The 26,872-nt window shown below is 69.6% G+C and carries 24 protein-coding genes and 1 pseudogene; 10 read left to right on the forward strand and 15 right to left on the reverse strand.

What is annotated here, in order from left to right:
* The first annotated feature begins 150 nt into the window (after window positions 1–150).
* Window positions 151–1,161, forward strand: a complete 1,011-nt coding sequence (locus M8I34_RS22420) for a DUF262 domain-containing protein (RefSeq protein ID WP_250051707.1) — start codon at window positions 151–153, stop codon at window positions 1,159–1,161.
* Window positions 1,162–1,999: 838 nt separating this feature from the next.
* Here the strand turns inward: M8I34_RS22420 and M8I34_RS22425 are convergent.
* Together M8I34_RS22425 and M8I34_RS22430 are read right to left on the reverse strand one after the other, a co-directional pair.
* Window positions 2,000–2,296 carry a hypothetical protein gene (locus M8I34_RS22425; protein WP_250051709.1) on the reverse strand — a complete coding sequence of 99 codons (297 nt, stop codon included), beginning with the start codon at window positions 2,294–2,296 and terminating at the stop codon, window positions 2,000–2,002.
* On the reverse strand, window positions 2,286–2,960 hold the full coding sequence (locus tag M8I34_RS22430) for a bifunctional DNA primase/polymerase (protein WP_308372555.1): 675 nt from the start codon (window positions 2,958–2,960) through the stop codon (window positions 2,286–2,288). The genes M8I34_RS22425 and M8I34_RS22430 overlap by 11 nt, the downstream gene beginning before the upstream one ends.
* Window positions 2,961–3,235: 275 nt before the next feature.
* Between M8I34_RS22430 and M8I34_RS22435 the strand changes: the two genes are divergently transcribed.
* The gene (locus tag M8I34_RS22435; RefSeq protein WP_250051713.1) at window positions 3,236–4,489 is read left to right on the forward strand and encodes a hypothetical protein; all 1,254 of its coding nucleotides are present in this window, start codon (window positions 3,236–3,238) and stop codon (window positions 4,487–4,489) included.
* An 8-nt stretch (window positions 4,490–4,497) separates the two neighbouring features.
* Here the strand turns inward: M8I34_RS22435 and M8I34_RS22440 are convergent, their stop codons facing one another.
* On the reverse strand, window positions 4,498–5,424 hold the full coding sequence (locus M8I34_RS22440) for a phosphotransferase family protein (protein ID WP_250051714.1): 927 nt from the start codon (window positions 5,422–5,424) through the stop codon (window positions 4,498–4,500).
* A 463-nt stretch (window positions 5,425–5,887) separates the two neighbouring features.
* Between M8I34_RS22440 and M8I34_RS22445 the strand changes: the two genes are divergently transcribed.
* Window positions 5,888–6,103 carry a tautomerase family protein gene (locus M8I34_RS22445; RefSeq protein WP_030990167.1) on the forward strand — a complete coding sequence of 72 codons (216 nt, stop codon included), beginning with the start codon at window positions 5,888–5,890 and terminating at the stop codon, window positions 6,101–6,103.
* Window positions 6,104–6,202: 99 nt separating this feature from the next.
* Here M8I34_RS22445 and M8I34_RS22450 read toward each other — a convergent pair whose 3' ends face one another.
* Complete coding sequence (locus M8I34_RS22450) at window positions 6,203–6,973, reverse strand: SDR family NAD(P)-dependent oxidoreductase (RefSeq protein WP_250051716.1); 771 nt, start codon at window positions 6,971–6,973, stop codon at window positions 6,203–6,205.
* A 115-nt stretch (window positions 6,974–7,088) separates the two neighbouring features.
* Here M8I34_RS22450 and M8I34_RS22455 point away from each other — a divergent pair, with 115 nt between their 5' ends.
* Window positions 7,089–7,811 (forward strand): TetR/AcrR family transcriptional regulator, encoded by a 723-nt coding sequence (locus M8I34_RS22455; protein ID WP_250051718.1) that lies wholly within the window; start codon window positions 7,089–7,091, stop codon window positions 7,809–7,811.
* Between the two features lie 482 nt (window positions 7,812–8,293).
* Window positions 8,294–8,731, forward strand: coding sequence for a subtilase-type protease inhibitor (locus tag M8I34_RS22460; RefSeq protein ID WP_250051720.1), 438 nt, complete (start codon window positions 8,294–8,296; stop codon window positions 8,729–8,731).
* A gap of 166 nt (window positions 8,732–8,897) precedes the next feature.
* Here M8I34_RS22460 and M8I34_RS22465 read toward each other — a convergent pair whose 3' ends face one another.
* The 9 genes and pseudogenes from M8I34_RS22465 to M8I34_RS22505 form a co-directional block, all read right to left on the reverse strand.
* A complete protein-coding gene (locus tag M8I34_RS22465; RefSeq protein ID WP_250051722.1) occupies window positions 8,898–9,974 on the reverse strand; it encodes a S1 family peptidase in 1,077 nt (358 codons plus the stop codon).
* Window positions 9,975–10,400: 426 nt separating this feature from the next.
* Window positions 10,401–11,312, reverse strand: a complete 912-nt coding sequence (locus tag M8I34_RS22470) for a slipin family protein (protein WP_250051724.1) — start codon at window positions 11,310–11,312, stop codon at window positions 10,401–10,403.
* 229 nt (window positions 11,313–11,541) lie between these two features.
* A complete protein-coding gene (locus M8I34_RS22475) occupies window positions 11,542–12,441 on the reverse strand; it encodes a S1 family peptidase (protein ID WP_250051726.1) in 900 nt (299 codons plus the stop codon).
* A gap of 285 nt (window positions 12,442–12,726) precedes the next feature.
* Window positions 12,727–12,867: pseudogene (locus M8I34_RS22480) on the reverse strand (DUF1684 domain-containing protein); the annotation flags it as partial.
* Between the two features lie 22 nt (window positions 12,868–12,889).
* Window positions 12,890–13,870 (reverse strand): ABC transporter substrate-binding protein, encoded by a 981-nt coding sequence (locus M8I34_RS22485; protein WP_250051728.1) that lies wholly within the window; start codon window positions 13,868–13,870, stop codon window positions 12,890–12,892.
* Between the two features lie 17 nt (window positions 13,871–13,887).
* Complete coding sequence (locus M8I34_RS22490; protein WP_284050652.1) at window positions 13,888–14,658, reverse strand: amino acid ABC transporter ATP-binding protein; 771 nt, start codon at window positions 14,656–14,658, stop codon at window positions 13,888–13,890.
* Window positions 14,655–15,569 (reverse strand): amino acid ABC transporter permease, encoded by a 915-nt coding sequence (locus tag M8I34_RS22495; protein ID WP_250051730.1) that lies wholly within the window; start codon window positions 15,567–15,569, stop codon window positions 14,655–14,657. The genes M8I34_RS22490 and M8I34_RS22495 overlap by 4 nt, the downstream gene beginning before the upstream one ends.
* Window positions 15,553–17,517, reverse strand: coding sequence for an FAD/NAD(P)-binding domain-containing protein (locus M8I34_RS22500; RefSeq protein ID WP_250051732.1), 1,965 nt, complete (start codon window positions 17,515–17,517; stop codon window positions 15,553–15,555). The genes M8I34_RS22495 and M8I34_RS22500 overlap by 17 nt, the downstream gene beginning before the upstream one ends.
* Entirely contained in the window at window positions 17,514–18,383 is an 870-nt protein-coding gene (locus tag M8I34_RS22505; RefSeq protein ID WP_250051734.1) for an amino acid ABC transporter permease, read from the reverse strand. Before M8I34_RS22505 ends, M8I34_RS22500 begins: the two co-directional genes overlap by 4 nt.
* A 491-nt stretch (window positions 18,384–18,874) precedes the next feature.
* On the opposite strand from M8I34_RS22505, the gene M8I34_RS22510 reads away from it, so the two are divergent.
* The 4 genes from M8I34_RS22510 (at window position 18,875) to M8I34_RS22525 (ending at window position 22,142) form a co-directional block, all read left to right on the forward strand.
* The gene (locus tag M8I34_RS22510) at window positions 18,875–19,948 is read left to right on the forward strand and encodes an LLM class flavin-dependent oxidoreductase (RefSeq protein WP_308372557.1); all 1,074 of its coding nucleotides are present in this window, start codon (window positions 18,875–18,877) and stop codon (window positions 19,946–19,948) included.
* Window positions 19,945–20,451 carry a GNAT family N-acetyltransferase gene (locus M8I34_RS22515; RefSeq protein WP_250051739.1) on the forward strand — a complete coding sequence of 169 codons (507 nt, stop codon included), beginning with the start codon at window positions 19,945–19,947 and terminating at the stop codon, window positions 20,449–20,451. Before M8I34_RS22510 ends, M8I34_RS22515 begins: the two co-directional genes overlap by 4 nt.
* Window positions 20,448–21,401 (forward strand): ABC transporter substrate-binding protein, encoded by a 954-nt coding sequence (locus M8I34_RS22520; RefSeq protein ID WP_250051741.1) that lies wholly within the window; start codon window positions 20,448–20,450, stop codon window positions 21,399–21,401. Before M8I34_RS22515 ends, M8I34_RS22520 begins: the two co-directional genes overlap by 4 nt.
* Window positions 21,402–21,692: 291 nt before the next feature.
* Window positions 21,693–22,142, forward strand: coding sequence for a cell division protein SepF (locus M8I34_RS22525; protein WP_250051744.1), 450 nt, complete (start codon window positions 21,693–21,695; stop codon window positions 22,140–22,142).
* A 106-nt stretch (window positions 22,143–22,248) separates the two neighbouring features.
* Here M8I34_RS22525 and M8I34_RS22530 read toward each other — a convergent pair whose 3' ends face one another.
* Both M8I34_RS22530 and M8I34_RS22535 read right to left on the reverse strand, forming a co-directional pair.
* Entirely contained in the window at window positions 22,249–23,466 is a 1,218-nt protein-coding gene (locus tag M8I34_RS22530) for an acyl-CoA dehydrogenase family protein (protein WP_244415717.1), read from the reverse strand.
* Between the two features lie 140 nt (window positions 23,467–23,606).
* Window positions 23,607–25,259: an MFS transporter gene (locus M8I34_RS22535; protein WP_250051746.1), complete on the reverse strand. Its 1,653-nt coding sequence runs from the start codon at window positions 25,257–25,259 to the stop codon at window positions 23,607–23,609.
* Between the two features lie 210 nt (window positions 25,260–25,469).
* Here M8I34_RS22535 and M8I34_RS22540 point away from each other — a divergent pair, with 210 nt between their 5' ends.
* The gene (locus tag M8I34_RS22540; protein ID WP_250051748.1) at window positions 25,470–26,663 is read left to right on the forward strand and encodes a hypothetical protein; all 1,194 of its coding nucleotides are present in this window, start codon (window positions 25,470–25,472) and stop codon (window positions 26,661–26,663) included.
* The last annotated feature ends 209 nt before the right edge of the window (window positions 26,664–26,872 follow it).

The raw sequence follows: 26,872 nt of genomic DNA on the forward strand, positions 1-26,872 counted from the left end.
GGAGTGGCGACAGTCCTTCAGGGAACTCCAGCAAAGTCGGAAGTTCGGCCCGTATAAGATCGCTGGAGCGCTGTATCACGACATGAACTTCCTGACTCAATACCAACGGCGAGCAGTTAAATCCTGTCGCGAGGCCATGGAGGATTCTTAATGCAGACTTCAGCGACGAACAAAAGGCTGCGAATGCTACTCACAGGAATCCGCGACGAGACACTCATCCCCAACCCTCACTTCCAGCGCCGTCTAGTCTGGTCGAACGACCACAAAGTCGCCTTCATCGCCACTGTGCTAGATGGGCTTCCGTTCCCTGAAATCTTCATTTCTGCCGGTGACGTAAATCCGGACACAGGCGACGGAACCGAACTGATCGTGGATGGGCAGCAAAGGATCACCACGCTTTATCAGTACTTCACAGCCTCGACTGAATTGCGCATCACAAACAATACGATCCCAGCATACAGGGGGCTCACAGACGAAAAGAAGCGAGAGTTTCTAGAATATGAAGTGGTGGTTAGGGACCTCGGCCCTCTCACCGAAGAAGAGACACGGCAGATCTTCCATCGAATCAATTCAACCAATTACTCACTCAATGCTATGGAGGTAAATAACTCCCGCTTCGATGGGGCCTTTAAAAGGTTTGCCGAGGAGATCGCAAATCACTCATTCTTCCAGAGAAGGAAGATCTTCACGTCGCTCGACGGTCGACGCATGAACGATATTAGGTTTGCACTCACTCTGACCATTACCGTCATGAGTGGTTACTTTAGGCGCGACGACGAGAACGAACGGTATCTTGATCAGTACAACGACGACTTCCCTATGGGCGGGGAAGTAAGGGACGGGTTCGAAGCCGTATTCACCTTCATCGACGAGTGTAAATTCCCAGCCAAGAGTCGAGTGTGGCAGAAAGCTGATCTATTTACGTTGATCGTTGAACTGTATCGCACGCTTGTGTACGATAAGAGAACACTTCCCCCTGCCGACACCGCAGCCAAACTAATCTCCTTCTATGAAGAAGTTGAGGGTGTCACGCACGCACCAATCCCCTCGCCTGGAGCAGCTGAGTACTATCGCCGTGTGAGGTCTGGAATCAACGATAGGAACAGCAGAATCAATCGGGGAGAAGTTATTCAAGGGCTTCTTACTGCAACCTCTTCCTGACTGCGCCTCGGGATCTGAGGCCCGCCGAACCACCACGCCCTGGCCGTCGCGGCTTGCTCTAGTCGACGAAACCGGCAACGTGGCTGAGACCGGGGGGAGTGCAGCGAGGCATACGCATGCGTGACCGGTCTGCGTCATCGGCATCGTGGCTAACTGTCGTCAGGCAGGGCGCATCGAAGGTGCCTACCGCTACCGAGCGAGGCCCTGCATGCGAGAAAGCTGCGCCGCCTCTGGGCCGTCCGAGGCCGCTTGACAGTGGCCAAATGCGACCAATGACGACCACCAGAGGCACGAACCCACTGGCCCTGAACAGGGAAAACGCAGGTCACCAAGATCCCAGACAAGACCCAAGGCAAGAAGTACTCCGACCGGTGAGCTGCAAGGCCCACGGGCTTTCCCAATAGTCTTCGGTTTCGTCGGGCTGCGGCGCTGAGGCGCCGGTCCCGGCCGGCCGGCCGCAGACCAGCATGCGGCATTACGCAACCAGCGCCTCGAGAGGAGGGGGCTGGCTGTGGCTATCGGCCTGGTCCGCCAACTCCATCGCCAAGCCCATGACGAGCAGGCGCGCCAGTACGCCCACTGCCTCCGGCTGTACGGGGCCCAGACACACCAAGCCGTCGCCGAAGACCGTCACATCGGCCCTGAGACTGAGGAAGTCCAGCCCCAGCCCCAGCCCCAGCCCCAGCCCCGCAGCTTGCAGTTGTTCGGCCAGCGCGTCAGCACCGCTTAGCCTCGGCCCAACCCCGCACGTACGGCAATGCCGGCGAAAGGTTCTCGGCCCGTTCGGCAACTACACGACGCGGGTCGGTCACATCCTCCACCTTCGCCTTGCTGTTGGTCAGTCCGTCCTGCGAGTGCACGAGTCATCTGCCTCTTCGGAACCACAGGAGCACAGCAACGCCCGCCGCAGCAGCTCCGCCAACCGCTCCGCCGTCTCCGGTGAGACTCGGCCGAGTTCGATGAGGCCGTGGCCGAAGGCGTTCAGGTCGGCATGGAGGTAGGGGAGGTCGCGTGCCATGCCGGCTGCGGTCAGTACTTCCCGCAGCGCGGTGGTGGCGTTGCGGGCCGCGTACCACTCGTCGGTCTCCAGCGGTGACCAGCGGGCGGCGTCCTCTGGATGTTCCTCACTGGGCACGGTCGCTCACCCGCTCAAGCTCCTCGGGCCCGGCCGCTTCGGGGCTCGGGTACTGATCGCCGTAGCGGTCTGCTCGTTCGATCAAGGCTGAGGCGGCCGCGAACATCACCGCTAACGACGCCGTGCGCAGCGGGGATGCCTCGGGGCGGCGAATGGGCGCGCGTAGCCACTGGTGGCGGTCATCGGCCATCGGCATCGGCCCGGGTACGACGACGAAGGAGCCGGCGTCGAGGTAGCGGTACTCGGGAGGGGTGGCCGTTTCCAGGGACAGGAGGCGCGTGAAGCGGCCGCGCGACTTGGATGACAGAAGAAAGCCGATCTGTTTTGCGCGACGGTCCATCATGACCGGGCCGAGCGGCATTTCGCGGCGTACCAACTGGTCGAAGGTCTCCATGCCCAACCGCTGGCTCATGACCACCACATCGAAGAGGCGCCCGGTCGGCAGCGCGTACGGGCGTCTGGGGTCATCCGCCCAATGAGCCCGGCACATCACTGGATCGTCAGCAACAGCGGACAGCCACTGAATGCCTCGCCTCGTCATCCTCTGCAAGTCATCCCACCTCGGTCGGCAACTGCGGCGGCTCGTCTGCCGCGGTGCAACCAGACTCCTGCGTGAGGCCCTGAGCTGGGCAGATGACGAGAGGTGACGGGGGATGACAAGCATTGCACGGTCGCGTCATCCCCCATCAGGGTCCGAACCGCGGGCAATCCGCCGGAGTCGACACGCGACGCGTGTCAGTTCCCTAGATTCAGGAGCAGGAACGGGCATCACCCACATCGTCCGGGGAGGCGATCACCACGGAATCGACGCCGATGATGTCGTTCGGGCCTCTCCTGCTGCACGCCCGGAAGAGTCGCGGTTGGAGTCAGGCCCGGCTGGTCCATGAAATACGCCAAGTCGCCACTCGTCATGGCCAGTCGCTCCCAGTCGATGCGAGCGTGAAACGGCGCATCGCCAGTTGGGAGAACGGCCACAGCGCTCCGGATGAGTTCTACGGCCCGGTGGTGTGCGAAACCCTGGGGATGTCCTCTGCTGAACTGGGGCTGGGCCACCTCACCGGCCAAGACTCCGCCCTCCTGGACGCCGGCTACCCCGCCAGCCCCGACGCTGCCATTGCGAACGTGGATCGCCTCTGGCGGGCAGACCTGAACGGCTATGACCCCCTGCTTCAGGCGCAGACATCCGAGCCCGCGTGGAGTGAAGCGTCGTTACGGTGGCTTGTTGCACCGGAGGCAGCATTCCCCAAGGCGATGGGTGATCGAGGGCCGCGTGTGGGCCTCGCCGACGTCGCGGTGATCAAGTCGACCTGCGACATGTTCGCCCAGCTCGATGACCGGTTCGGCGGAGACCATGCTCGACAGTCCGTGATCCAGTACCTCAGCCGGGACGTAGCGCCTCTACTCTCCGGCCGGTACACCGAGTTGGTGGGGCGCGTCCTGTTTTCAACCGTCGCCGAAGCCACCCTGCTGGCAGGTTGGATGACATACGACGCATGCCGCCACGGACTTGCGCAGCGGTACTTTCTCCAGGCGCTCAGGCTCGCTCAGGACGGCAATGACCGGCGCCTGGCCGGCAGCATCCTGTCCGCGATGAGCCACCAGGCCACGTTCCTGGGCCAGTTCACCCACGCTGCCACTCTCGCTCGCGCGGCCCTGATGGGTATCTCCGCTGTTGCCACTCCGACCCTGCGAGCGCAGTTCCACGCGATGGAGGCTCGGGCGCTGGCACGCACAGGTGACCGGCACGCGTGCGAAAGTGCGCTCGCCGCAGCCGCCGAGGCGCTGGAGAGCTGCAACACGGACGACGAACCCGAGTGGATCACCTACTTCGACGCTGCCGAACTGGCAGCGGAAGCCGCCCACTGTTTCCGTGACGTGCGCAGCGCTCGTCAGGCCGTCTCCCACGCGGAAAACGCCATGAGCGGCAGCCACGTCCGCAGCGACTTCTTCGCCACCATGGTCCTGGCCGACGCCCACCTCCACGCCGGCGACGCCGAGGAAGGTTGCAACGTCGCCCTGGACGCCCTTGATCTCGGAGAACAGCTCAGGTCCGCCCGATGCGTCTCCTACCTCGCCGAGTTCCGCCAACACCTCGCGGTGTCAGGGCCTACCACCGCCGTCCGCGAATTCCACGAGCAGGCCGCGGAGCACCGTTTGTGGATCGCAAGCGGGCAAGCGCTGACAACTTCGTAGCCGTCAAGTCAGAAGGGGCTCCAGTCCCGGCGGCTGCCCCCGGTACGGAGCGCATGCATCCGACGGCTGAACTCGGCGGCAGACTTCTCGCTGCTGCCGACCTGCTGGCCCATCCACAGCACCATCATCAGCTCACGGACATCGGCCAGCACCGAGTAGCCGGGCCAGTTCATGATGTCGAAGCCGTAGTGGTGGACGAAGCCCTCGTAATCACTCCGGCCATGCCAGCCGAAACGGTCGTAGTAGATCGCCGTGAGGATCAGATCCCACTCTCGCGGTGCTAAGCAGAAGCCGTCCAGGTCGATCACGATGGCCCGGCCGCTGCGGTCCCGCAGCACGTTGCCGATGTTGGCGTCGCCGTGAATCAGTCCGTACGGCAGCACGAAGTCCAGCCGGTCGTACTCCTTGCCCAGTCGCCGAGCCCGCTGCTCCAGGAACGCCGCGTCGTCTGCCGACACGCCATCGAGTGCCTCGAACGAGGACCACACCTTGGCGAATGGATCGAAGTACGGCAGACGCAACGACTCCGGCTCCTCAAGCCAATGCAGCCGCCGCAGCAGGTCTGCCAGCTCGGTCACCGTCGCGTACTCCTCGCGGTCCTGGGCGCTTTCCCAGAACGTGACGACTCTGCCGCTGGCCGACAGCGGCTGAGGCACGCCGGGCAGCACTCTCGTTGCCGGGTAGTCCTGCGACTCAAGCCAGCGGGCTACCTGGAGAGCCCGCTCCATCTCGGTTGCCGCATCGAGATCACGCGCGATGCGAACGATCACTGGAGCAGCCGACAGCCGGTACACCGCGTTCGAGCCGAGCCGCAGCAGTTCCGCCCCGGTCGCGTCGATCCGGGCCTCTTCGCACGCCTCGCGGAGCACGGCCTCCACGCCCTCTGCTGTGAACTCCCGGAGTGTGTCTGGACTCTTGCCGGGGTCCGAGATCATGCGATCGACTGTACCGGGCTGTGCCAGATCCGTGCCAGATGGCAGGGGCACGGGGGACAGCGGCGGACTTCGGCGGGCGGTCGGCGTGGTGACCCCGCAGGCTGGGCCCAGCCCAGGTCAGCACCGTGATCACCGGAGCACCCTCCTAAAGCGGATGCCGCAGGTTCGAATCCTGCCGGGGCACCAATTCAGAAGGGCATCACCTCCGGATTTTCGGAGGTGATGCCCTTCCAACATTCAGGTCTGACATCAACGGCGACGGTCACTTACGGCAGGAGCGTCTCTTGAGCAGCCTGTCATGTGGCCGATTCCGTGCTCCCGCACGTCACCGGAGTCGATCTGCGAGACTGGGAGAAACATGCCAGCGCAAGCAGCGGTTGACATCACCGTCAGGCTGGACGGTTAACCGGGCGAACCGGAGCGGCATGACGGCCGGATCTCACCATCACGTGGGAGGCATCCGATGCCCTTCATCGACATCAAGGTGATCGCAGGGGTATTCACCCCCGAAGAGAAGCAGAAGATGGTCGAAGATGTCTCCGAGGCGTTGATCGCCATCGAAGGTGAGGCGCTGCGACCGGTGACTCATGTCGTGGTCACCGAGACGCCCAGTGGCGAATGGGCAATCGGTGGTAAGGCCGTGACAGCCGAAGACGTTCAGGCCAAGAGGGCCGGCTAGGGCCTGTCGTTTGGATCAGGCTGGGTGACCAGGTCGGACAGGTAGAGCGTGAGGTCGTCGATGCGGTGACCGAGCTGTTCGACGGGGAGTGCGGCCGGCTCACATATGCGTTCCGCCGTCGATACGGATCTCCGTGCCGGTGATGAACGCACCGTCCTGCGAGGCGAGCATCGCGATGACCCCCGCGACCGTCTCCGGGCTCGCGAAGCCCTCACCGATCGCCGGGATGAGCTTGCTGAACAGGCTCATATCAGCGTCCTCGGGCAGCCCCGGCACGCCGCCGCTGGTCATGCCGCTGGCGATGGAGCCCGGCGCCACGCACACCGCGCGCAGCCCCTGCTTGCCGTACTCGCTCGCGATGGCATGCGTCATGGACTGGATGCCGCCCTTGCTCGCCGCGTACGCCGACATGTACGGGTGCGCGAACGAGGCGGAGGTGGAGCTGAAGTTGACCACGACCGGCGCCCGGCCCTCCAGGAGCGCGGGCAGCGACTCACGGATCATCAGGAACGTGCCGGTCAGGTTGATCGAGATGATCTCGTTGAAGTCGTCCAGGCCGGTCTCGTGGGTGTGCGAGGCGCGCAGGATCCCGGCCGCGTTGATCAGGACGTCCAGACCGCCGAGGCCGGCCACCGCGGTGGCGACGGCGGTGCGGACCGCCGTCTCGTCGGCTATGTCCAGCACCGTGGTCTCCAGCCGCCCGGCCGTACCGTCCGCCGCGGCACGGTCGGCGGTGACCCGCAGACCCGCCGCGTCGATGTCCGCCGCCACCACCCGGCCGCCCTCGGCGAGGATCCGGTGGACGGTGGCCTGGCCGATGCCCGAACCGGCTCCGGTGATCAGGGTGCGGCGGCCGTCAAAGCGGTTCATGGTCCAGCTCCGTTCTTGAGGTACCCGAGCACCGAGCACGGTACGTTGCGCATGGCACATCGTGCCAACTTTGCCATACATGCCACTTCGGCATGATGCTCCGTACACTGACGCCATGCCGACCCCGCCACCCCGCTCCGCCGCGCTCCCCCGCCCCTCGCTCACCGAGCGGCGCAAGGCCGAGACCCAGCTGGAGATCGCCCGTACCGCGGCGGCCCTGTTCGCGGAGCGCGGCACCGCCGTCACCGCCGACGACATCGCACGCGCCTCGGGGGTCGCGCTGCGCACCTTCTACCGCTACTTCCGCACCAAGGAGGACGCGGTGGCGCCGCTGCTCGCCGACGGGGTGCGGCAGTGGATCGACGAGCTGGGCGCCGCACCGGCGGGCCCGGACGCACCCCCCGTACGCGAGACCCTGGAGCGGACGGCCCGACGGTCACTGACCCCCGCCGACGGGCCGGCCGCGGAGGCGCTGAACTGGACCCGGGGGCTGCTGCGGGTGATGCCGGACGATCCCGCGCTGCGCGCGGTCTGGCATCGGGTGCACCACGACAGCGAGCAGGCTCTGATGCCGGTCCTGGCCCGGCTGACCGGCACGGGACCGCTGGAGACACGGCTGGCCGCGGCCGCCGCGAACACCGCGATGCGGGTCGCGGTGGAGGAGTGGGCGGCGGGAGACGGGCCGCCGGAGGGGCCGCAGGGCCCCGCCGGGCTGGTGACGCGGTACATGCGGGCGCTCACGGCCGGGCTGCCGCAGCTCGACGGGACGAAGGGGGCTGCGGGCAGGACGGCGGGCGGGGAGAACGCGGGCCGGGGCGGCACGCACCCGGGCCGGTAGCGCTGCACGGGGAGCACCTCAACGAGGGCCCAGGACCGGCAGAACGGCGGGGCACCGGGCCGGCGTAACCGCGGGCATCGCCCCGGCGAGCCAACGGACGCCAGGCCGGTAAGGCGACCCGCCGGTGGCCGGTTCTTACCTCGTCGGAGGCATCGGGCAGCACGGAGGGACCCTCCGGCCCCTCTCTTCAGCCAATCGCCGGAGATCGAAACCCGCCCGAACGGCCGGTCGGCGGCCGGATTTCTTCGTTCCGGGTCCGGATGTCCCTTGCCAGGAGCATGACCGGAGCGACATCCGCGCTGGCCGCACACCCCGCTTCACCCGGTCGCCGCGCACCGCCTCCGGCTCGTTCGCGCCATTACTCTCAGCTTTCGCGCAATGACTCAAAGCGATCGCCTTGTGCCCGCTCAGGATGCTTTCGGGATGCGGTTGGGCCAGACTCCCGACCGGTATCTGCACCTTCGAGCAAGGGAGTGTTCGTCATGCGGTACATCACTGGGGCGGTCGCGCTCGGCGCGGCACTGGTCCTGGGCACGCTGGCCACCACCGCACAGGCCGCCGCACCGGCGCAGCCGACGCGGACCGGCGGCCTGTACGCCCCGACGGAACTGGTGCTGACGGTGGGCCAGGGCGAAAGCCGTGCGACCGCCACGGTGCAGCGCGCCGTGACGCTCAGCTGTATGCCGGGGGCCAGGGGCAGCCACCCGTACGCGAAAGCCGCCTGCACCCAACTGCGTGCGGTGGCCGGTGACTTCAACGCGATAACCGGCGCCACCTCGGACCGGCTGTGCACCAAGGAGTGGAACCCCCTCGTGGTCACCGCCGACGGTGTGTGGCAGGGCAAGCGGGTCTCGTACAGCTACACCTTCGCCAACCCCTGCGCGATGAACAACGACAGCGACTCGGTCTTCAACTTCTGACCGGTCCGGCTTGAGATCCCCGGGCACCGGAGGGCGGTGCCCGGGGATCGTCGCGTGCGGCGGCCACCGGGCCGGTGCCGCCCCCGGACGCCGAGTACGTCCGGGAGCCGGCGCCGTACGCCGAGCGGTGCGGTCCGCCGCGCGGGTCAGCCGATCGCCGCGCGCGTCAGCCGATCTCCGCGCCGTAGGCCTTCAGGGCCTCCGGGACCGGCTGGAAGAAGGTTTCGCCGCCCTGGGAGCAGTCGCCGCTGCCGCCGGAGGTGAGACCGAGCGCGGTGTCGCCGTCGAAGAGCGCGCCGCCGCTGTCACCGGGCTCGGCGCAGACGTCGGTCTGGATCAGACCCTCGACCGTGCCCTCCTGGTAGTTGACGCTGGCGTTCAGCGCCTTGACGGTGCCGTCGTGCACCTGGGTGGTGCTGCCGCTGCGCTGCACCTTCTCACCGACGGTGGCCTCCGCGGCCTTGGTGATCTTCTGCGTGCTGCCGTTGTAGAGGTTCACCTCGCTCGGGTGCGCGGTGTCGCCCGTGTACTTGGCGAGGGAGAAGTCGTCGCCCGGGAACTTGGAGTCCTCGGTGGTCGCGATCGCCGAGCCGCCCTGCTTGTCGGACCAGCTCTTGATGTCGTTGCCGCAGTGGCCGGCCGTCAGGAAGTACGGCTGGCCGTCCTTGACGACGTTGAAGCCGAGCGAGCAACGGGCGCCGCTCCCCCAGATCGCGTCGCCGCCGCCGATGAAGGGTTTGAACTCACCCTTGCTGTGGCGCACCTCGACCTTGCTGCCGAGGCTCTTGGCGACCTTGGTGAGCCGGTCCAGCTTGGTGCCCTTGACCGTACGGTCGGCGGTGACCACGACCTTGTTGCTCTGCGGGTCGATGCCCCAGGACGTACCGGGGATGGTCGCCTTCGACTTCAGCGTCTGCCGGGCCGAGTCCAGCTGGGCAAAGGTATGGGCGACAAGTCTGGCTTCCGCCCCCTTTGCCCGTACGGCGCGGGCCGCCGCCTTGTTCACGACGTTGACCACCAGCTTCTTGGCCTTGGCGTCGTAGAAGGCACCGGCGGTGTCCGTCTTGAGGTGGGAGGCGAGGGTGGTCGCCGCGGCGGACGTCAGCTTGGCGAGCGCGGGGGTGGGCGCGGGGGCCTGGGACGCGTTGGCGTTGGCGAGGGTGACAGTGGCGGTGGCGGCGAGCGCAAGGGCTCCCGCACCTGCGACGATGACGCGCCGGTTGGGTATGCGACGGTGCTTCAAGCCGGAGCCTCCGTGGGGGGAAGAGCCCGGAAACTGTGGGGAGTTGCCCGGGCCCGGAGAGTGAGGAGTCAGGGCACGAACGGGTCCGCCCCGACGTCCCGGGGGAGGCGCGTCCATGCCAATGCGCGGAGCAGAGTATTCCCATCCGCCTCACTCGCGCACAAGACCGAGTTCCGGTCCCCCATGCGGGAGTTCACATTTTCGCCACACGACGGTCACACCCATGTCCGCACACCTCGGTCCCGGGCACGGACATCAGCAGGCACGCGAGGCGCTCGGCGGACGGCAACGTGTGAGGACTATAGCTGGCCGGAAAGCACCGGCCGGGAACCGGCCCCCGCACAGCAGAGATCGCCGTAAGTACCCACATCAACAGGCATTTACGGCGATCAGAGGGACATCACGGACTTATCAGCACTCCGGCTGCTACGGCAGCTCCTCCGCCTCCGGAAGGTCCTCCAGCTCGGGCGTCAGGGCGCCCTCCTCGACGGCCCCGTGCGAGGCCTCGGGCGCCGCGGCGGCCGGCCGCTGCGCGACGTCCCGCTCCGCTTCGGCCGCCGCGGTCTGCGCCTGGGCCTGGAGTCCGGAGCGCTCCAGGAACCGCAGCAGCTCCACGGGGAAGGGCAGGACGAGGGTGGAGTTCTTCTCGGCGGCCACCGCCACCACGGTCTGCAACAGTCGCAGTTGCAGCGCCGCGGGCTGGTCGGACATCGCCGCGGCCGCCTCGGCCAGCTTCTTCGAGGCCTGGAGCTCGGCATCGGCGTTGATCACCCGGGCCCGCCGGTCCCGGGTCGCCTCCGCCTGGCGGGCCATCGACCGCTTCATCGTCTCCGGCAGCGAGACGTCCTTGATCTCCACCCGGTCGACGGTCACCCCCCAGCCGATGGCCGGGCTGTCCATCATCAGCTCCAGGCCCTGGTTGAGTTTCTCCCGGTTCGACAGCAGATCGTCCAGTTCGCTCTTGCCGATGATCGACCGGAGCGAGGTCTGCGCCATCTGCGAGACCGCGAAGCGGTAGTCCTCGACCCGGATGACGGCGTCGGCGGCGTCCACGACCTTGAAATAGACGACCGCGTCGACCCGGACGGTCACGTTGTCCCGGGTGATGCCCTCCTGGGCGGGCACCGGCATCGTGACGATCTGCATATTGACCTTGCGCATCCGGTCGACGCCCGGAACGATCATGGTGAATCCCGGCCCGCGCACCTCGGAGGCCAGTCGGCCCAGCCGGAGCACCACACCGCGTTCGTACTGCTTGACCACGCGCGCCGCGGCCACGAGATACACGGCACCGACGGAGGCCAGCGCCACCCCGGCCGTCACCAGTTCTTCGACCATCACGGCTCCTGACATGTGCCGTACGCCGTCCGAATCACGTCATTTACCATGGTATGCCCGCCCCGGGAAGGCGGTCGAGGCTCACACCGGACGCGACCGGGCCCCCGTCCGCCGGCGGACGGGGGCCCTCGTGCTGCCGGAGCCGGGCCCGGCGGTCGGCGCGGATGTCCCTCCGTACGGGCCCCGGCGCGCGCGGGGACCGGTCCGCAGGGAAGTCAGCCGGCCGGCGTCAGTAGACGCTCACCCCATAGGCGCTCAGCGCCTCGGTGACGGGCTGGAAGAACGTGGTGCCGCCGGACGAGCAGTTGCCGCTGCCGCCCGAGGTGAGGCCGAGCGCCGTGCTCCCGGAGTAGAGCGGGCCGCCGCTGTCGCCGGGCTCGGCGCAGACGGTGGTCTGGATCAGTCCGGAGACGACGTCGCCGCCGCCGTAGTTGACGGTGGCGTTCAGCGCGGTGACCTTGCCGCTGTGGGTGCCGGTGGTGGAGCCGCGGCGGGTGACCGTCTGGCCGACGCTCGGGGTGGCGGCACTGGTGATGTCCTGGCCACCGACCGTGCCCTCATGGGAGACCGAGCCGGTGTACTTGATGATGCCGTAGTCGTTGCCGGGGAAGCTGGAGCCGGCGGTCGGGCCGATGCTCGCACCTGACCCGGTGGTCCACGGCGGGTTGCCGTCGGTGCAGTGACCGGCGGTCAGGGCGTAGTAGGTGCTGCCGCTACGGACGTTGAAGCCCAGTGAGCAGCGCCAGCTGGGGGCGTAGATGGCGTCGCCGCCGGAGATGAACTTGCGGAAGGTGCCCGCGATGCGGTCGATACGGACCGCGTCGGCATTGCTGCCGGCGGCCCGCTCGATCTTGGCTATCCCGGCCTGGGAGACCGTGCGGTCGGCGGTGACGACCAGGGTGTGGCTCTTGCTGTCGACCCGCCAGGCGGTGCCCGCGACATCCGCCGCGCGTACCGCGTTGCCGACGGCGGTGAGCTGGGTGGCGCTGAACGTCTGTGCGGGGGCGGGGTCCTGGGCGTTGGCGCTCGGGATGGCGATGGCTCCGACGGCCACCAGTCCGGACGCCACGGCGATCAGCCGGGTGCGTCTCGCAACGCCGCTGCGGGGGGTGGTGCGCTCGTTCCTCACTGATTCCTCCGAGGGGGATCGGGGGGCCGCCGGTGGGCAGCCCGTGAGGCGCAGCCGAAGGGCACGCGGGAATCCGCACGTTCATTTTCAGCGTGCCCCTGACAAGCGCTGAGCGGAGTTTCGGGCGCACCACCCCCGCAGCGCAAGAGGGCCACACGAATGTCTTGTGCCGGATACACGTTCTTCATGGCCCCACCACCCGCAGCACTCCGCCCCGGCAGCCGCGTTGACGGCTGCCGGGGCGGCGCTGACCCCCTCGGTCGGCCCTTGGACGGATCGGTGGACGATGCGGTTCCGTTCCCCGGCCGGCAGGGCGACGGGCAGTGGGTTGCCGGGCGGTGGGAAGGGACCGGGGAAGTGGTCGGCGAACGCACAGGGCGGCAGCAGGGTGCGGTGGAAGCCGGCCGTGACGGTGCCGTCCTCGGCGGCGCCGGTCAGTCGGCGCCGGTCAGTCGGCCGTCCTGGGCAGGCCGGGCGGGTTGATCCGCGAGGTCTTCAGCTGCTCGCCGGTCAGGCCCCAGCGTGCCAGCACCTTGCCGTAGCGGCCGTTGTCGATGACCTTCCGCAGTGCGGCGGCATAGGCCTTGACCAGGCCGCTGTCCTTCTTGGTGGTGGCGGCGATCTCGCCCCGGACCCGGTCGCCGCCACCGGAGAAGGTCCCGGTGATCTCCGTCTGTCCCGCCGTGTTCACGTGGTACGCGGCGGTCGGGTTCGGGCCGAAGAAGCCGTCGAGACGGCCCGATTGGAGCGCGAGATAGGTGTCGGAGGGCTTGTGGAAGTACTTGATGTCGACCGGTTTGCGGCCGGCCTTCTCGTTCTCCTTGCTCCAGTCGACCAGGATCTTCTCCTGGTTGGTGCCGGAGTCGACCGCGATGGTCCGGCCCGCCACGTCCTTGGGGCCGCGCACCTTCCATCCGCTGCCCTTCTTCGCCTCCATCGCCAGCTGGTCGAGCCGGTAGGTGGCGAAGTCGTACTTGTCCTTGCGCTCCTCGGTGACGGTGACGTTGGAGAACACCGCGTCGAGCTTGCCGCTGTCCAGGCCGACGAAGAGGTTCTCCCAGGACAGCGGCTCGAAGCGGGGCTCGAGGCCGAGGGTGTCGGCGACCAGGGTGGCGATGTCCTCCTCGACGCCGATGAGGGTCTTGTCGTCGGTGGCGTGGAAGGTCAGCGGCGGGCTGCCGTCGGCGCTCACGCCGATGCGCAGGGCGCCGGTCTCACGGACCCTGGCGGGCACCAGCGCGGCGCTCTCGGGGTCCTTGGTGCCGTGGATGCGGTGCTGGTCGGGACCGATATTGATCTTCGGTCCCCGGCCCCCGGCGGCGGCATTCACACTGTTCCCGCCCGACGCCGCGGTGCCGCCGCAGGCGGTGAGTGCTACGGAGCCGGCGGCGAGCACCAGGGCTGCGGTCAGGGTACGGCGGCGCTTCAACGGATGACTCCTCATGTTCAAAGGACCTTGGAGAGAAAGGACTTGGTGCGCTCATGGCGCGGACGGTCGAGGACCTCGCCGGGCGGGCCCTGTTCGACGATCCGTCCGTCGTCCATGAAGACGACGGTGTCGGCGACCTCACGGGCGAAGCCGATCTCATGGGTGACGACGATCATCGTGGTGCCCTGGTGCGCCAGGTCCTTGATGACGTCGAGAACCTCGCCGACCAGCTCCGGGTCGAGCGCCGAGGTCGGCTCGTCGAAGAGCAGCAGCTTGGGTTCCAGGGCGAGCGCACGGGCGATGGCGACGCGCTGCTGCTGGCCGCCGGAGAGCGTCCTGGGGTAGGCGTCCGCCTTGTCGGCGAGCCCGACCCGGGCGAGCAGCGCCCGCGCGGCCTTGCCGGCGTCCTTCTTCGGCCTGCGGAGCGCGGCGACGGGCGCCTCGGTGATGTTCTCCAGCACCGTCAGATGCGGGAAGAGGTGGAAGTTCTGGAACACGAAGCCGATCTCCGTGCGCTGCCGGAGGATCTCTCGTTCGCGCAGCTCGTAGAGCTTGTTGCCGGCCCTCCGGTAGCCGACCAGCGCACCGTCCACGCTCACCGAGCCGCTGTCGACCTTCTCCAGGTGGTTGATGGTGCGCAGCAGGGTGGACTTCCCGGAACCGGACGGGCCGAGGACGACGGTGACCTCACGGGTGCGGACCTGGAGGTCCACCCCGTTGAGCACCGCGAGCGAGCCGAAGCTCTTGTGGACCGAGCGGATTTCGACCATCGCGCCCTGCGCGCTCATCGGGTGGCTCCCTTGGAGAAGTGGCGTTCGACGTAGTACTGGAGGACGGAGAGCACGGTGGTCAGCAGGACGTACCAGGCGGTGGCGACCATCAGCAGGGGCACGACCCTGCCGTTCCGTCCGTAGATGACCTGGACCTGGTAGAAGAGTTCGCCGATCGCCATGACGGAGACGATCGAGGTGCCCTTGAAGAGGGAGATGACCTCGTTGGTGGCGTTCGGCAGGATCGAGCGTGCCGCCTGGGGCAGCACGATGCGGCGCAGCTGCCGCAGCCGGGGGATGCCGAGCGCGGCGGCCGCCTCCAGCTGTCCGCCGTCCACGGCCAGCACCCCGCCGCGCACGATCTCGGCGGCGTACGCGGCCTGGTGCAGCGCCAGCCCGAGCACCGCCGCGCCCATCGCACCGACCAGGCCCATGGTGTCGACGTGCACGAAGCCGGGGCCGAAGGGGATACCGAAGTCCAGGCGCTTGTAGAGATAGGCGAGGTTGAACCAGAACAGCAGCTGGACGATCAGCGGGATGGAGCGGAAGGCCCAGATGTAGCCGAAAGCGACCCAGCGCAGGAAGGGGCTCGCGGACAGCCGCATGAAGGCCAGCACGATGCCCAGCGCGAAGCCGAGGGCGGTGCCGTAGACGGTGAGCTGAAGGGTGACCCAGACCGCCCTGAGCACGGTCTCCGCGGTGAAGAACTGGGCGAACACCCCCCATTCCCAGGCGGGGTTGGTGACCAGACCGTGCACGAACTGCGCGATCAGCACCGCTGTCACCACGATCGCGGCCCAGCGCCAGGGGTGGCGTACGGGCACGACCTTCAGGGCCGCCGGGTCGTCCGCCGGCGACGGCCCGGCCTGCTGGGAAACGGCCTGTTCGGAAACGGCCTGTTCGACGGGTGGATCACTGGTCAGGGGCATGGGAGTCCTCGGGGATGGGAGCGGGGCGGGCGAGGGAGGCGGCGGGCCGGGGCGCGGGCGGGGCGGCCCGGTCCCGCAGGAAGGTGAGCAGCGCCCGCGCGGTGGCGTCGTTCTGCCGGAAGGCGGGTGCGTTGGTACGGGGCCGGGCGAAGGCGCCGCCGGAGCGGGCGTCGGTGTGCGGGCCGAGGGCGAAGAGGCGCGGGTGGTGGGGGCCGCTCCCTGTCCGGGCGGGGCCGAGAACCAGGGGGCGGCCGGCCCGGTCCAGGACCCGGCCGTCGGCGGGGCCCACCGCCAGGAGCCCGGTGGGGGTCGTGGCCGCGCCGTCGGCGTACAGGGCGCGCAGCAGGGCGTCGCGGGTGTGCTCGACGGTCGCCGCCGGCAGCCGCGCCTCCACCAGTGCCCGGGCCTCGACCGACTCCCCCGGCACACTGGCGCTCTCCGCGCGGAACACCCCGCGCCGCGCATCGGCGGTGACGGTGGTGCCGGCGCCGAGGAAGCGGACCACCCCGGCCCGGGAGAGCGCGAGCAGCTGCCGCAGCCGCGGTCCGGGCGGGCCGGAGGCGAGATAGCTGAAGAACCCGTGCCACCAGGGGCCGCGGTCGCCGATCCGTACCAGTTGGCCGTAGACCGACAGCAGCGCGAGGAACACCGCCAGGTCGGGGCTGTGTGCGGGGTCGTGACGGCGGGCCAGGTCGGCCTCGATATAACCGCGCAGCCCGTCTTGCAGCGCCTCGGCGTCGGGGTAGCGCAGCCCGTCCAGCGGATGGTCCAGCGCCTCCAGGTCGAGACGGTCGGCGGGGTCCGGGACCGCGGCGCCGACCAGGGCCTGGAGGGCGGCGCTGCCGGGGTCGGCGACGGCGTACTTCTCCTCGAAGTCCGGCCAGTTCATCCGGGTGCGACCGGGGTGGGCGGTGAACAGCCGGTGGTAGTGGGCGAAGCCCAGCTCCTTGTCGATCAGCGGCCAGACGTCGCGCCGGAAGTCGAACCCGTCGGGCCTGGCGAGCAGCGCATCGACCTGCTCGGGCCCGAAGAAGCGGGGCAGCGGCGGCCGTTCGCCGTCCGGTTCGTAGCCGATCTTGGAGTGGTAGGGCACTCCGCGCCGTGATCCGACGTGCAGGACGGGCTCGCGCCCCGAGGGCCGGTAGACCGGCTGCCCGTCGGCGCCGGTCGTGTAGGTGCCGCCGCGGCCCTCGGTCAGCAGCACCATGAGGTCGACGAAGGCCAGTCCGAAGCCGCGCACGAGCACCGGCTCACCGGGCCGCAGTGCGCTCAGCTCGCTGTCGGCGGTGAACGCCGGCGGCAGATACGTCAGTCCGTGCCGGGCCGCGAAGTCCGTCAACTCGCCTTCATCCGGCTTGAGTTCGGCCTCCAGATGTCCCAGCGTGAGCACCACGAGGTCGGCGGTGAGGGGTGCGGGGCGGCCCGCCAGATGCACCTGCTGCCGGCCGTCGCGCGAGCCCGAGACCCGTACCGCCCGCCGCCGGTGCTCATGGACGGTGACGGCCGGCGGCAGCGCGGCCACCGACCGCTCGTACACCCAGCTCAGATAGGCGCCCTGCAACCGCCGGCCGGCGAAGTCGCGGGGCCCGAGGGACCCGAGGGCCTCCGCCGGGCCGGGCGCGACGGGGATCTCGCCGTCGCGCACCGCGCGCGCCCACTCGGCGAGCGAGGGCCCCGGCCGCACCGGACCGTCCTGTTCGACGGTCTCGTCGGTGAACATGGTGACGTCCTCGGCGGTGGAGTTCATCCACAGCAGGGGCGACTGGCCGGCCCGCCAGATACGGCCGCCGCCGGGCGGGTGGGGATCGACGAGATGCAGGTCGAGGGGCGTGTCGCCGTACAGCTCGGGGGCGTTGGCGGCGATCCGCTCGATCAGCCCGGTGCCGCGCGGTCCGGCTCCCACGATCACGACGGACGGCCGGCCGGCCGGGCTCGTGGACCGGCTCATCGGGCACCGGCCGTACCGCGGGCGTAGTGCCGCTCCAGGTAGTACTGGCCGACGCCGAGCACGGAGGTGACCGCGATGTACCAGAGGGTGGCGACCAGCAGCAGCGGGATGACCTGGTAGGTGCGGTGGTAGACCAGCTGGACGGAGTAGAGCAGGTCCTGGACGGCGATGACGCTGACGATGGAGGTGCCCTTGAGGGTGCCGATCAGCATGTTGCCGGCCGGCGGCACGATGGAGCGCATCGCCTGGGGCAGCACGATGCGCCGCAGCCGCCGCCAGGCGCCGAGCCCCAGCGACTGGGCCGCCTCCAGCTGCCCCGTCTCGACGGAGAGGATGCCGCCGCGGACCACCTCGGCGGCGTAGGCGGCCTCGTGCAGGGTGAGGCCGATCAGGGCGATGGTGACCGGGCCGAGCAGATGGACGGTCTTGATCCCGAGGATCGTCGGGTAGAGCGCCCCGATGTTGAACCAGAACAGCAGCTGCACCAGGACCGGCATCGACCGGAAGAGCCAGACGTATCCCCAACTGACGCCGCGCAGGACCGGGTTGGCGGACAGCCGCATCGTCGCGAGCAGGGTGCCCAGCACGAAGCCCAGCGCCATGACGGCCGCGGTCAGCCAGAGGGTGAGTCCCAGGCCGCGCAGTACGGCGGTGGTCAGGAAGTAGTCGGCGACGACGTCCCACTGGAAGGCGTCGTTGCGTACGACGGAGCGGAGGGCCAGCGCCAGCAGGACCAGCACGGCGGCGGCCGCGGCCCACTGGCCGGTGCGGCGGCGCGGCACGATCCGGGGGGCGGTGCGGTCCGTGCCGTCGTCAGGCGGAACCGTGGCGGATGCGGCGCGGGCGGCGAGGGTGTCGGAAGGCATGCGAAGGCTCCGTGGGTGCCGAGAGCGAGCACGGGAGTAGAGCGCCTTCACACAGGCGGAACGGGCCGTGCCCCTCAGCACGACCGGTTCTTGAGGCTATGGGGTGAACACGCCTCGCTGTCAAGGCTGTCCGCACTGTGAGCGAGGGATCACTTCCTGGTTGACGCGGAAACGGATGCCTGTTCCACTTAGCCGCATGTATCTCTGGCAGCGGCTGGTCACCCGCGACCACATCGACTTCGGTCGTGTGTGGTCGTCGTCCTGTTGAGCTGACGCCCTGCCCTGAAGCCCGTCGCCGGTAAGGCCGGGCCGTTCCGCGGTTCCTTCTCTTCCGTCAACCGCGCGCCTTCACACCTCGCGCCGCCGTCCGGCGCACCCTCCCCTCGCCCCACCGCAATTCCCTTTCCCCGCAGCCCCTTTCACCCCGGCTGTCCCTGTCCTGTTGTTCCTTCGGCATGCTCGAAGAAGGGCGCAGTATGCGCTTCGGTGTCATGACTTTGATCGACAACGTCCCGGACGCGCTGTCCGGACGCCTCCTCACCCCGCACGACCGCCTCCAGGAGGTCGTCGAACTCGCCGTTCTGGCCGAGGAGCTGGGGTTTGACGCCTTCGGCGTCGGCGAGCGGCACGGTGCGCCGTTCCTGTCCAGCTCGCCGCCCGCGGTGCTGGGCGCGATCGCCGCCCGTACGCACCGCATCCGGCTCTTCACCACCGTCACCGTGCTGTCCGCCCTCGATCCGGTACGCGTCGCCGAGGACTACGCCACCGTCGACCAGCTCTCCGGCGGCCGGCTGGAGCTGACCATCGGCAAGGGCAACGCCCCCGAGCCCTGGCGGCTCTTCGGCCGGGACCCGGACGACCAGTACGCCTTGCAGGAGGAGAACTACGAGCTGCTGCGCCGGCTGTGGAGCGAGGAGCAGGTCACCTGGTCGGGCCGCTTCCGGCCCCCGCTCGACGGCGCGACCACGCTCCCCCGTCCGCACCAGCAGCCACCCACCGTCTGGCACGGCAGCGCCACCAGCGAACGCTCGGTGGAGCTGGCCGCCCTGTGGGGCGACCCGGTCTTCGCCGCCAATGTCATCCAGCCGGTGGCCAACTACGCCAAGCTGATCGACCATTACCGCGCCCGCTGGGCGGACTACGGTCACGATCCCTCGGCGGCGCTGGTCGCCTCGGGCGGCACGCTCTATGCCGCCGCCGATGACCGCACCGCCCGCCGGGAGTTCGCGCCGTACTACGAAGCGGCCGTCGCCGCCCGCGACGTACCGGGCAACAACACGCCCTTCCGCTCCCTGGACGACGCCGCCGACCACGGCCCGGCGCTGGTGGGCTCGCCGGAGCGGATCGCCGGCAAGATCCTCCAGCAGCATGCCGCCTACGGCCACGCGCTCCAGTTCTTCTCCGTGGACAGCGCCGGACTGCCGTTCCCCCGCAAGGCCGACGTCCTGCGGCTGACCGCCGCCGAGGTGCTGCCGCAGCTGCGCCATGAGCTGCCGGACACCCTCCCGTGGCCGTCCGCCGCCGCGGCCCCGGTGCCCCGGCCCGTCACGGAGGCGGTCCGGTGAGCGCGGCGCCCGGTCCACCGCCGACCACCCGCCTGACGATCCGGCACACCACCGTCCACGATCCGCTGGCCCGTCCCCTGCTGGAGGAACTGACCCACGAATACAGCACCCGGTACGAGAAGCCCGTCGATCTGAGCCAGGAGTACCCCGCCGAGGAGTTCGCCCCGCCCGGGGGCGCGTTCCTGCTGCTCCTGGAGGACGGCAGCCCGGTCGCCGGGGGCGCCTACCGCCGCTACGACGCACACACCGCCGAGTTCAAACGCATCTGGACGCACTCCGCGCACCGCAGGCGCGGGCTTGCCCGGCGGGTCCTGGACGCCCTGGAGCGGGAGGCCGCCGGCCGGGGCTGCACCCGCGTCTTCCTGACGACCGGCCCCCGCCAGCCGGAGGCCAAGGGCCTCTATCTCGCGGCGGGTTACCGCCCCCTGTTCGATCTGTCCGCCGCCCCGGAGTCGATCGGCCCGCTGCCGTTCGAAAAGCACCTGGAGATCCCGCAGCCATGAGCCTCACCACGCCCCGCACCACCGCCCTGCGCACCGCCGCGGTCCTGGCCGCCGCGGCCCTGGCGCTCACCGCCTGCGGCTCGGGCGGCCCGTCGGGCGCGGCCGGGGCCGCGGGCCCGTCGGCCGCCGACGACAAGATCCCCACGACGAACGTGGTCTCGGGCGTGCGCAAGGACCCGGCCGCGGCGAAACTGCTCCCCGCGGACGTCCGCGCACGCGGCAGCCTCTCCCTCGCCACCAGCGTCGGCACCCCGCCCGGCGCCACCTATCTGGCCGACGGCAAGACCCTGGCCGGCCAGGACATCGACTTCGCGGATGCCGTCGGCAAGGTCCTCGGCCTGAAGATCGACCGCGAGGTGGCGAGCTTCGAGGCGATCCTGCCGGCCCTCGGCAGCGGCAAATACGACGTGGGCACCGGCAACTTCGGCGTCACCGACGAGCGCCGCAAGGCCATCGACTTCGTGACGTACATCAACGACGGCCAGGGCTTCGCGGTCCGCAAGGACAGCCCGCTGAAGAAGGTCGGCTCGCTGCGGCAGCTGTGCGGGCTGACGGTGGCCACCGGTGCGGGCACCACCTTCGAGGCGACGCTGGAGGAGTACCGGCAGCGGTGCGCCGAGGCCGGCAAGAAGCCGTACGACGTCAAGACCTATGCCGAACAGGGCGCCCTGTGGATCTCGCTCCAGCAGGGCCGCACCGATGTGGTGATGAGCACCATCAACGGGCTGCGCTACGCCGTGCGGCAGCAGCCGGGCCTGCGGTTCCTCAATGAGTTCAAGCGGCTGGACGTCGGCTTCGCGTTCAAGAAGGGCACCCCGCTGGCGCCCGCCGTCCAGGCCGCGGTCAACCACCTGAAGAAGGACGGCACCTACGACCGGATCCTGAAGAAGTGGGGCACCGGCCCCTCGGCCCTCACGACCTCGCGGATCAGCCCGCCGGAGATCCGCTGACCGGGGGACCCGGGACAAGAGGCAAGTGCCCTGGTCCGCGCACGAACCGACCCCCGGGTTGGGTCCGCCTTCCGCTGACCGCTTGACGTCGACGCAGGGTCACGTACCGACCGTGATGTTATTCGTACTGTCAGTTTCCTTACGGGGCGCGTAAGCTGATGCCGCGCCACCCTCTTTGCACCAGATGTGTCACGAACCCCCCGTGCGGCGGCTATCCACTTGGCACACTGTCGGCCTGATGGACGACGATAGGGGTACACACACAGACACCGCGGGTGAGAGGAGGCGTCAATGGGATCGGTGCGCAAGGCGAGCGCCTGGCTTGGCCTCGTCGACGACAGTGATGACGAGCGCTACTACGACGACGACTACGCCGAGGGACCCGATGCCGGCGACTCGGGCAACAGCCCCTGGGTCACCGACCCCCGGGTCCTGGTGGCCGACGAGGCCGCCCAGGACCAGGGCACCCGCATCGCCACGGTCACTCCGGAGAGCTTCCGGGACGCCCGCGGCATCGGCGAGCTCTTCCGGGACGGCGTCCCGGTGATCGTCAACCTGACGTCCATGGAGTCCTCCGACGCCAAGCGGGTGGTGGACTTCGCGGCCGGTCTGACGTTCGGTCTGCGCGGTTCGATCGAGCGCGTCGCCACCCGGGTGTTCCTGCTGACCCCCGCCGACTACAAGGTCGTCAGCGGCGAGGCCCGCGCCCACCGCAACGGCGGCTTCTTCAACCAGAGTTGAGCGCGACCCGCGTGTTCCCGGCCGGGGGCCCCAGGGCCCGCACCGGCAGCCACCGGTGTGCGGGCCCCCGGACAGTGCGGCGACCGGCGTCAGCGGGCGAGGCCCCTCACCGGAAGGCGTCCAGACCGGTGAGCGCCTTGCCCAGCACCAGCTGGTGCATCTCGACGGTGCCCTCGTAGGTGAGCACCGATTCCAGGTTGGTCGCATGCCGCATGACGGGGTACTCCAGCGAGATCCCGTTGGCGCCGAGGATCGTCCGGGCCGTACGGCAGATCTCGATCGCCTCCCGTACGTTGTTCAGCTTGCCGAAGCTGATCTGCTCGGGGCGCAGCCGCCCCGCGTCCATCCGCCGCCCCAGATGATGGGCCAGCAGGATCCCCTTGTGCAGTTCGACGGCCATGTCGGCGAGCTTGGCCTGGGTGAGCTGGAAGCCGCCGATGGGCTTGCCGAACTGCTCCCGTGTCTTCGCGTAGTCCAGCGCCGCCTCGAAGCTGGCGCGGGCGGCCCCCATGGAGCCCCAGACGATGCCGTAGCGGGCGTGGCTGAGACAGCCGAGCGGGCCCCGCAGTCCGGTGACCTCCGGGAGCACCGCGTCGGCCGGCAGCCGTACCTCGTCCATGACGAGTTCGCTGGTCACCGAGGCCCGCAGGGACCACTTGTGCTTGATCTCGGGAGCCGAGAACCCGGGGGTGTCGGTGGGGACCACGAACCCGCGGATGCCGTCGTCGGTACGGGCCCAGACCACCGCGACCCCGGCCACCGAGCCGTTGGTGATCCACATCTTGCGCCCGTTGAGCACCCAGTCTCCCCCGCCGTCGCGCTTGGCGTAGGTCCGCATCGCGGCGGGGTCGGAGCCGATGTCCGGCTCGGTCAGACCGAAGCAGCCGATGATCTCGCCGGCCGCCATCCCCGGGAGCCACTGCTGCTTCTGCTCCTCGGAGCCGAAGCGCCAGATCGCGTACATGGCGAGCGAGCCCTGGACGGAGACCAGGGAGCGGATGCCGGAGTCGGCGGCCTCCAGCTCCAGACAGGCCAGCCCGTACTGGACGGCGGAGGCACCCGCGCAGCCGTAGCCGGTCAGGGACATCCCGAGCGCGCCGAGGGAGCCCAGCTCGCGGGCGAGCTCACGGATGCCGGGCAGTTCGCCGCGCTCGTACCAGTCGGCGATCTGCGGCAGGACACGGTCGGCGGCCCAGCTGCGGACCGTGTCACGGACCGCCCGGTCCTCGTCGGTCAGCAGGTCGTCGAGGCCCAGGGGGTCGCCGGGGTCGAAGGGCGGAACCTTCGACGGTGCTGCGGACTCTGGGGACGGCTTTGCGGACATGGCGGGGCCTCCGGCGGGTTCAGCGCGAAAAACTAGCAGTGGTAGTTATTTCGCTTCCGACGGTACGGCCCGCGGTGCCGCGCGGCAAGAGTCACCGCCGCGCGGCGGGCCGGGGACACACAAGAAGGAGAAACCCCGGGTCAGCGACCGGAGCTCGCCGGGGCGGGCTCGCCGTTGCCGCGGCCGGCGCCGGCCGGGTGGTCGCCCGGAGCAGGCTCCCCGTCGGCCTCCGCCCGCTCCGTGGAGTCCGCCGCCCGGCGCGGCAGCCGCAGCGCGATCCCCGCGCCGACCAGCAGCAGCACGGCGCTGGCGACGAGGGTGATGTGCAGCCCGCGGACGAAGGCCTCCCGGGCCGTCTCGCGCAGCGCGGCCTTGGCCCCCTCGCTCAGACCGGCGGCCACCTTGTAGGCCTCGCCTAGGGAGTGCGCGGCCGAGGCGGAGACCCGCTTGGGGACACCGTCGACATGCGTCAGGCCCGGGGCGTAGGCGGCGTTCATGACGCTGCCGAGCAGGGCGACACCGATACCGGCCCCGAGCTGGTAGGAGGTCTCCCCGATCGCGGCGGCGCCGCCCGACTGCTCGGCGGGCGCCTCGCTGAGCATCGACTCGTACGCCCCGAACAGCGTGGACTGGAAGCCGAAGCCGAGCAGCACGAAGCCCAACGACAGCAGCCAGGGGCGGTCCTGGCTGCTCATCGCCGTCAGACACAGCACCGCGACGGCGGTCAGCACGAAGCCGAGCGAGACCATCGCGCGCGGGCCGAGCGCCTGGAGCATCTTCGAGCCGGTCAGCCCGGCCGCCATCGCGGCGAAGACCAGCGGCAGCATCCGCAGCCCGGTCTCCAGCGGGCTCAGCCCGAGGACGAGCTGGAGGTACTGGACGGCGATCAGCTGGAGGCCCACCAGGGCGAGCATGGCCAGCACGATGCAGGTGACGGAGGTGCCGAAGGCGGGCCGGGCGAACAGCCGCACATCGATCAGCGGGTGCTCGCGCCGACGCTGCCGGCGTACGAAGAGGACCAGCAGCAGGATGCCGAGGACGATGGGCAGGAGCGTGGTCAGGCCCACCACGGGCTCGCCGCTGCCGATCCGCTTGACGCCGAGGACGATGCCCAGCACACCGAGCGCCGCGACGATCGCGCCGATCACGTCCCAGGGGCCGTTGCGCTCACCGCGCGACTCCGGCAGCAGCCACCGGCCTATCAGCAGCATCGCGGCCATCATCGGGATGTTGATGAGGAAGACCGACCCCCACCAGAAGTTCTCGACGAGGAAGCCGCCGAGGACCGGACCGACCGCGGCGCCGACCGCGGCCACCGCGCTCCACACACCGATGGCGACCGCGCGCTCGCGCCGGTCGGGGAAGACCTGCCGCAGGATCGACAGCGTCGCCGGCATGATCATGGCGCCGCCGATGCCGAGCAGGGCGCGGGCCACCATGAGGATCTGCGGGTTGGGCGCGAGCGCGGCGGCGGCCGAGGCCAGGCCGAAGAGGCCGTAGCCGAGAAGGAGGATGCGCCGGCGGCCGACACGGTCGCCGAGGGTGCCGAAGAGGATCAGCAGCGATGCCGCGATCAGCGGGTAGACGTCGACGATCCAGAGCAGCTCCACCGGGCCCGGCCGCAGATCTTCGGTGACGGAGGGCACGGCGACGTAGAGGATCGTGGTGTCCAGCGCGACGAAGAGCAGGCTGACGCAGAGCACGATCAGCACGGTCCAGCGATTCGCACCGCCGCCTGTGAGCCGGGGAACACCAGCCGTCCGTCCACTGCCGGACGCGGTCGTCCCGGACATGCAGCACCTCCAGTCATGCTCTCGCGGCCACGGATCAGGGCGCGAAAACGCCCCGGGAAGAACCGGCGGCACAAGCGAGTAGGGACGTCAGACTACGCGAGTCCCCCACGGTGCCGCGTGGCTCACCTCACGATGAGACGCGCATCGCAGCACTGTGCGTTCCCCACCGCCGTCACCGATCGTTCCTCGGCCACCTGGATAATCGTCCCGATGAACGATCTTGCCTCCGCCGGCGTTCCCGGCCGGCCGCTCTGCGACGCGCCCGCGGTACGGGCCGCGTTGCGCGCGGCCGCGCCCGCGCTGGCGGCCTTCGCGGCGATCCGGCTGCTGGGGCTCGTCGTCCTCGCGGTCTGGTCCACGGTCAACGGCAAGGACTGGCACACGCTGCTGACCGCCCGCTGGGACGCGCTCTGGTACACCCGGGTCGCCGAGCAGGGCTACGGCTACACCGTCCAGCTGCCCAACGGCGATGTGCACTCCAACCTGGCCTTCTTCCCGCTGCTGCCGTGGCTGGAGCGGGGACTGTCGGCCGTTTCGCCGCTGTCGCCGGCCGACGCGGGGATGGTGGTGGCCTGGCTGGCGTCGCTGGCCGCGGCCTGGGCGCTGTACGCGACCGGTGAGCGGCTGCACGGGCCGCGGGCCGGAATCGCCCTGGCCGCGCTGTGGGCCGCGCTGCCGGTCGGGATCGTGCAGTCGATGGCGTACTCGGAGTCGCTCTTCACCGCGCTCGCGGCCTGGGGCATGTACGCCGTACTGAGCGGGCGGTGGATATGGGCGGGGGTGCTGGCCTCGCTGGCCGGGCTGACCCGGCCGGTGGGTGCCGCGGTGGTCGCGGCCGTCTGGCTGACCGCGGCGGTGACGCTGTGGCGGCAGCGGGCCGGCGGCGTACGGCTGCGCGCGGCGCTGCGGGCCCACCCCGGCATGCTGCCCGGCGTGCTGCTGGCACCGCTCGGCTGGTGCGGCTTCTTCCTGTGGGTGGGGGCGCAACAGGGCTCGTTCACCGGCTATCTCGACGTCCAGGGGGGCTGGGGCAACGGCTTCGACGGGGGCATCGCCTTCGCCGTCTTCATCTGGCACCAGCTCTCGGGGCCCACGTTCGCGGCCGGACTCGGACTGCTCGTCGGCGTCGCGCTGGTGATCTGGCTGTACCTGCACGGCGTACGGCAGGGCCAGCCACTGCCGCTGGCGGTCTACGGCGGGACGGTGCTGCTGCTCGCACTGACCGCCAAGGGCTACTTCGGCTCCAAGCCGCGGCTGATACTGCCGGCCTACCCGCTGCTGCTGCCGCCGGCGGTCGCCCTCGCCCGAGCGCGGCCGGTACGGGCCTGGCTGGCCATCGGCCTGGTGACGGCGGGCTCCGCGGCGTACGGGGCGTTCTGGCTGAACGGGTCGGGGCCGCCGTGACGCGGCATGACCCGAAGCCCCGTGTGACCGAATGATCCCGTTCCGTCACCACCCCTCCCGGGAAACTTCGCGCCACCTCCGAGCAAAGGGCCGATAAACTCTGCCGGGGAAAAGCAGATAAGGCGCTCGGGGGCACGACACGCGGATCCCCGGGAGCTCATTGGGAATCGCCGGGAATTCGCTTCCAAATCCCCGCGCCGAAGCCCCGA

This window comes from Streptomyces sp. MCA2 (assembly GCF_023544705.1).
GTDB classification, from domain to species: domain Bacteria; phylum Actinomycetota; class Actinomycetes; order Streptomycetales; family Streptomycetaceae; genus Streptomyces; species Streptomyces decoyicus.

Coding starts and splice junctions, on each gene's coding strand:
- M8I34_RS22420 (WP_250051707.1), top strand. CDS start 151: ATGCAGACTTCAGCGACGAACAAAAGGCTGCGAATGCTACTCACAGGA.
- M8I34_RS22430 (WP_308372555.1), bottom strand. CDS start 2,960: ATGCTTGTCATCCCCCGTCACCTCTCGTCATCTGCCCAGCTCAGGGCC.
- M8I34_RS22440 (WP_250051714.1), bottom strand. CDS start 5,424: ATGATCTCGGACCCCGGCAAGAGTCCAGACACACTCCGGGAGTTCACA.
- M8I34_RS22445 (WP_030990167.1), top strand. CDS start 5,888: ATGCCCTTCATCGACATCAAGGTGATCGCAGGGGTATTCACCCCCGAA.
- M8I34_RS22450 (WP_250051716.1), bottom strand. CDS start 6,973: ATGAACCGCTTTGACGGCCGCCGCACCCTGATCACCGGAGCCGGTTCG.
- M8I34_RS22455 (WP_250051718.1), top strand. CDS start 7,089: ATGCCGACCCCGCCACCCCGCTCCGCCGCGCTCCCCCGCCCCTCGCTC.
- M8I34_RS22460 (WP_250051720.1), top strand. CDS start 8,294: ATGCGGTACATCACTGGGGCGGTCGCGCTCGGCGCGGCACTGGTCCTG.
- M8I34_RS22470 (WP_250051724.1), bottom strand. CDS start 11,312: ATGGTCGAAGAACTGGTGACGGCCGGGGTGGCGCTGGCCTCCGTCGGT.
- M8I34_RS22490 (WP_284050652.1), bottom strand. CDS start 14,658: ATGAGCGCGCAGGGCGCGATGGTCGAAATCCGCTCGGTCCACAAGAGC.
- M8I34_RS22495 (WP_250051730.1), bottom strand. CDS start 15,569: ATGCCCCTGACCAGTGATCCACCCGTCGAACAGGCCGTTTCCGAACAG.
- M8I34_RS22500 (WP_250051732.1), bottom strand. CDS start 17,517: ATGAGCCGGTCCACGAGCCCGGCCGGCCGGCCGTCCGTCGTGATCGTG.
- M8I34_RS22505 (WP_250051734.1), bottom strand. CDS start 18,383: ATGCCTTCCGACACCCTCGCCGCCCGCGCCGCATCCGCCACGGTTCCG.
- M8I34_RS22510 (WP_308372557.1), top strand. CDS start 18,875: ATGACTTTGATCGACAACGTCCCGGACGCGCTGTCCGGACGCCTCCTC.
- M8I34_RS22520 (WP_250051741.1), top strand. CDS start 20,448: ATGAGCCTCACCACGCCCCGCACCACCGCCCTGCGCACCGCCGCGGTC.
- M8I34_RS22525 (WP_250051744.1), top strand. CDS start 21,693: ATGGGATCGGTGCGCAAGGCGAGCGCCTGGCTTGGCCTCGTCGACGAC.
- M8I34_RS22530 (WP_244415717.1), bottom strand. CDS start 23,466: ATGTCCGCAAAGCCGTCCCCAGAGTCCGCAGCACCGTCGAAGGTTCCG.
- M8I34_RS22535 (WP_250051746.1), bottom strand. CDS start 25,259: ATGTCCGGGACGACCGCGTCCGGCAGTGGACGGACGGCTGGTGTTCCC.
- M8I34_RS22540 (WP_250051748.1), top strand. CDS start 25,470: ATGAACGATCTTGCCTCCGCCGGCGTTCCCGGCCGGCCGCTCTGCGAC.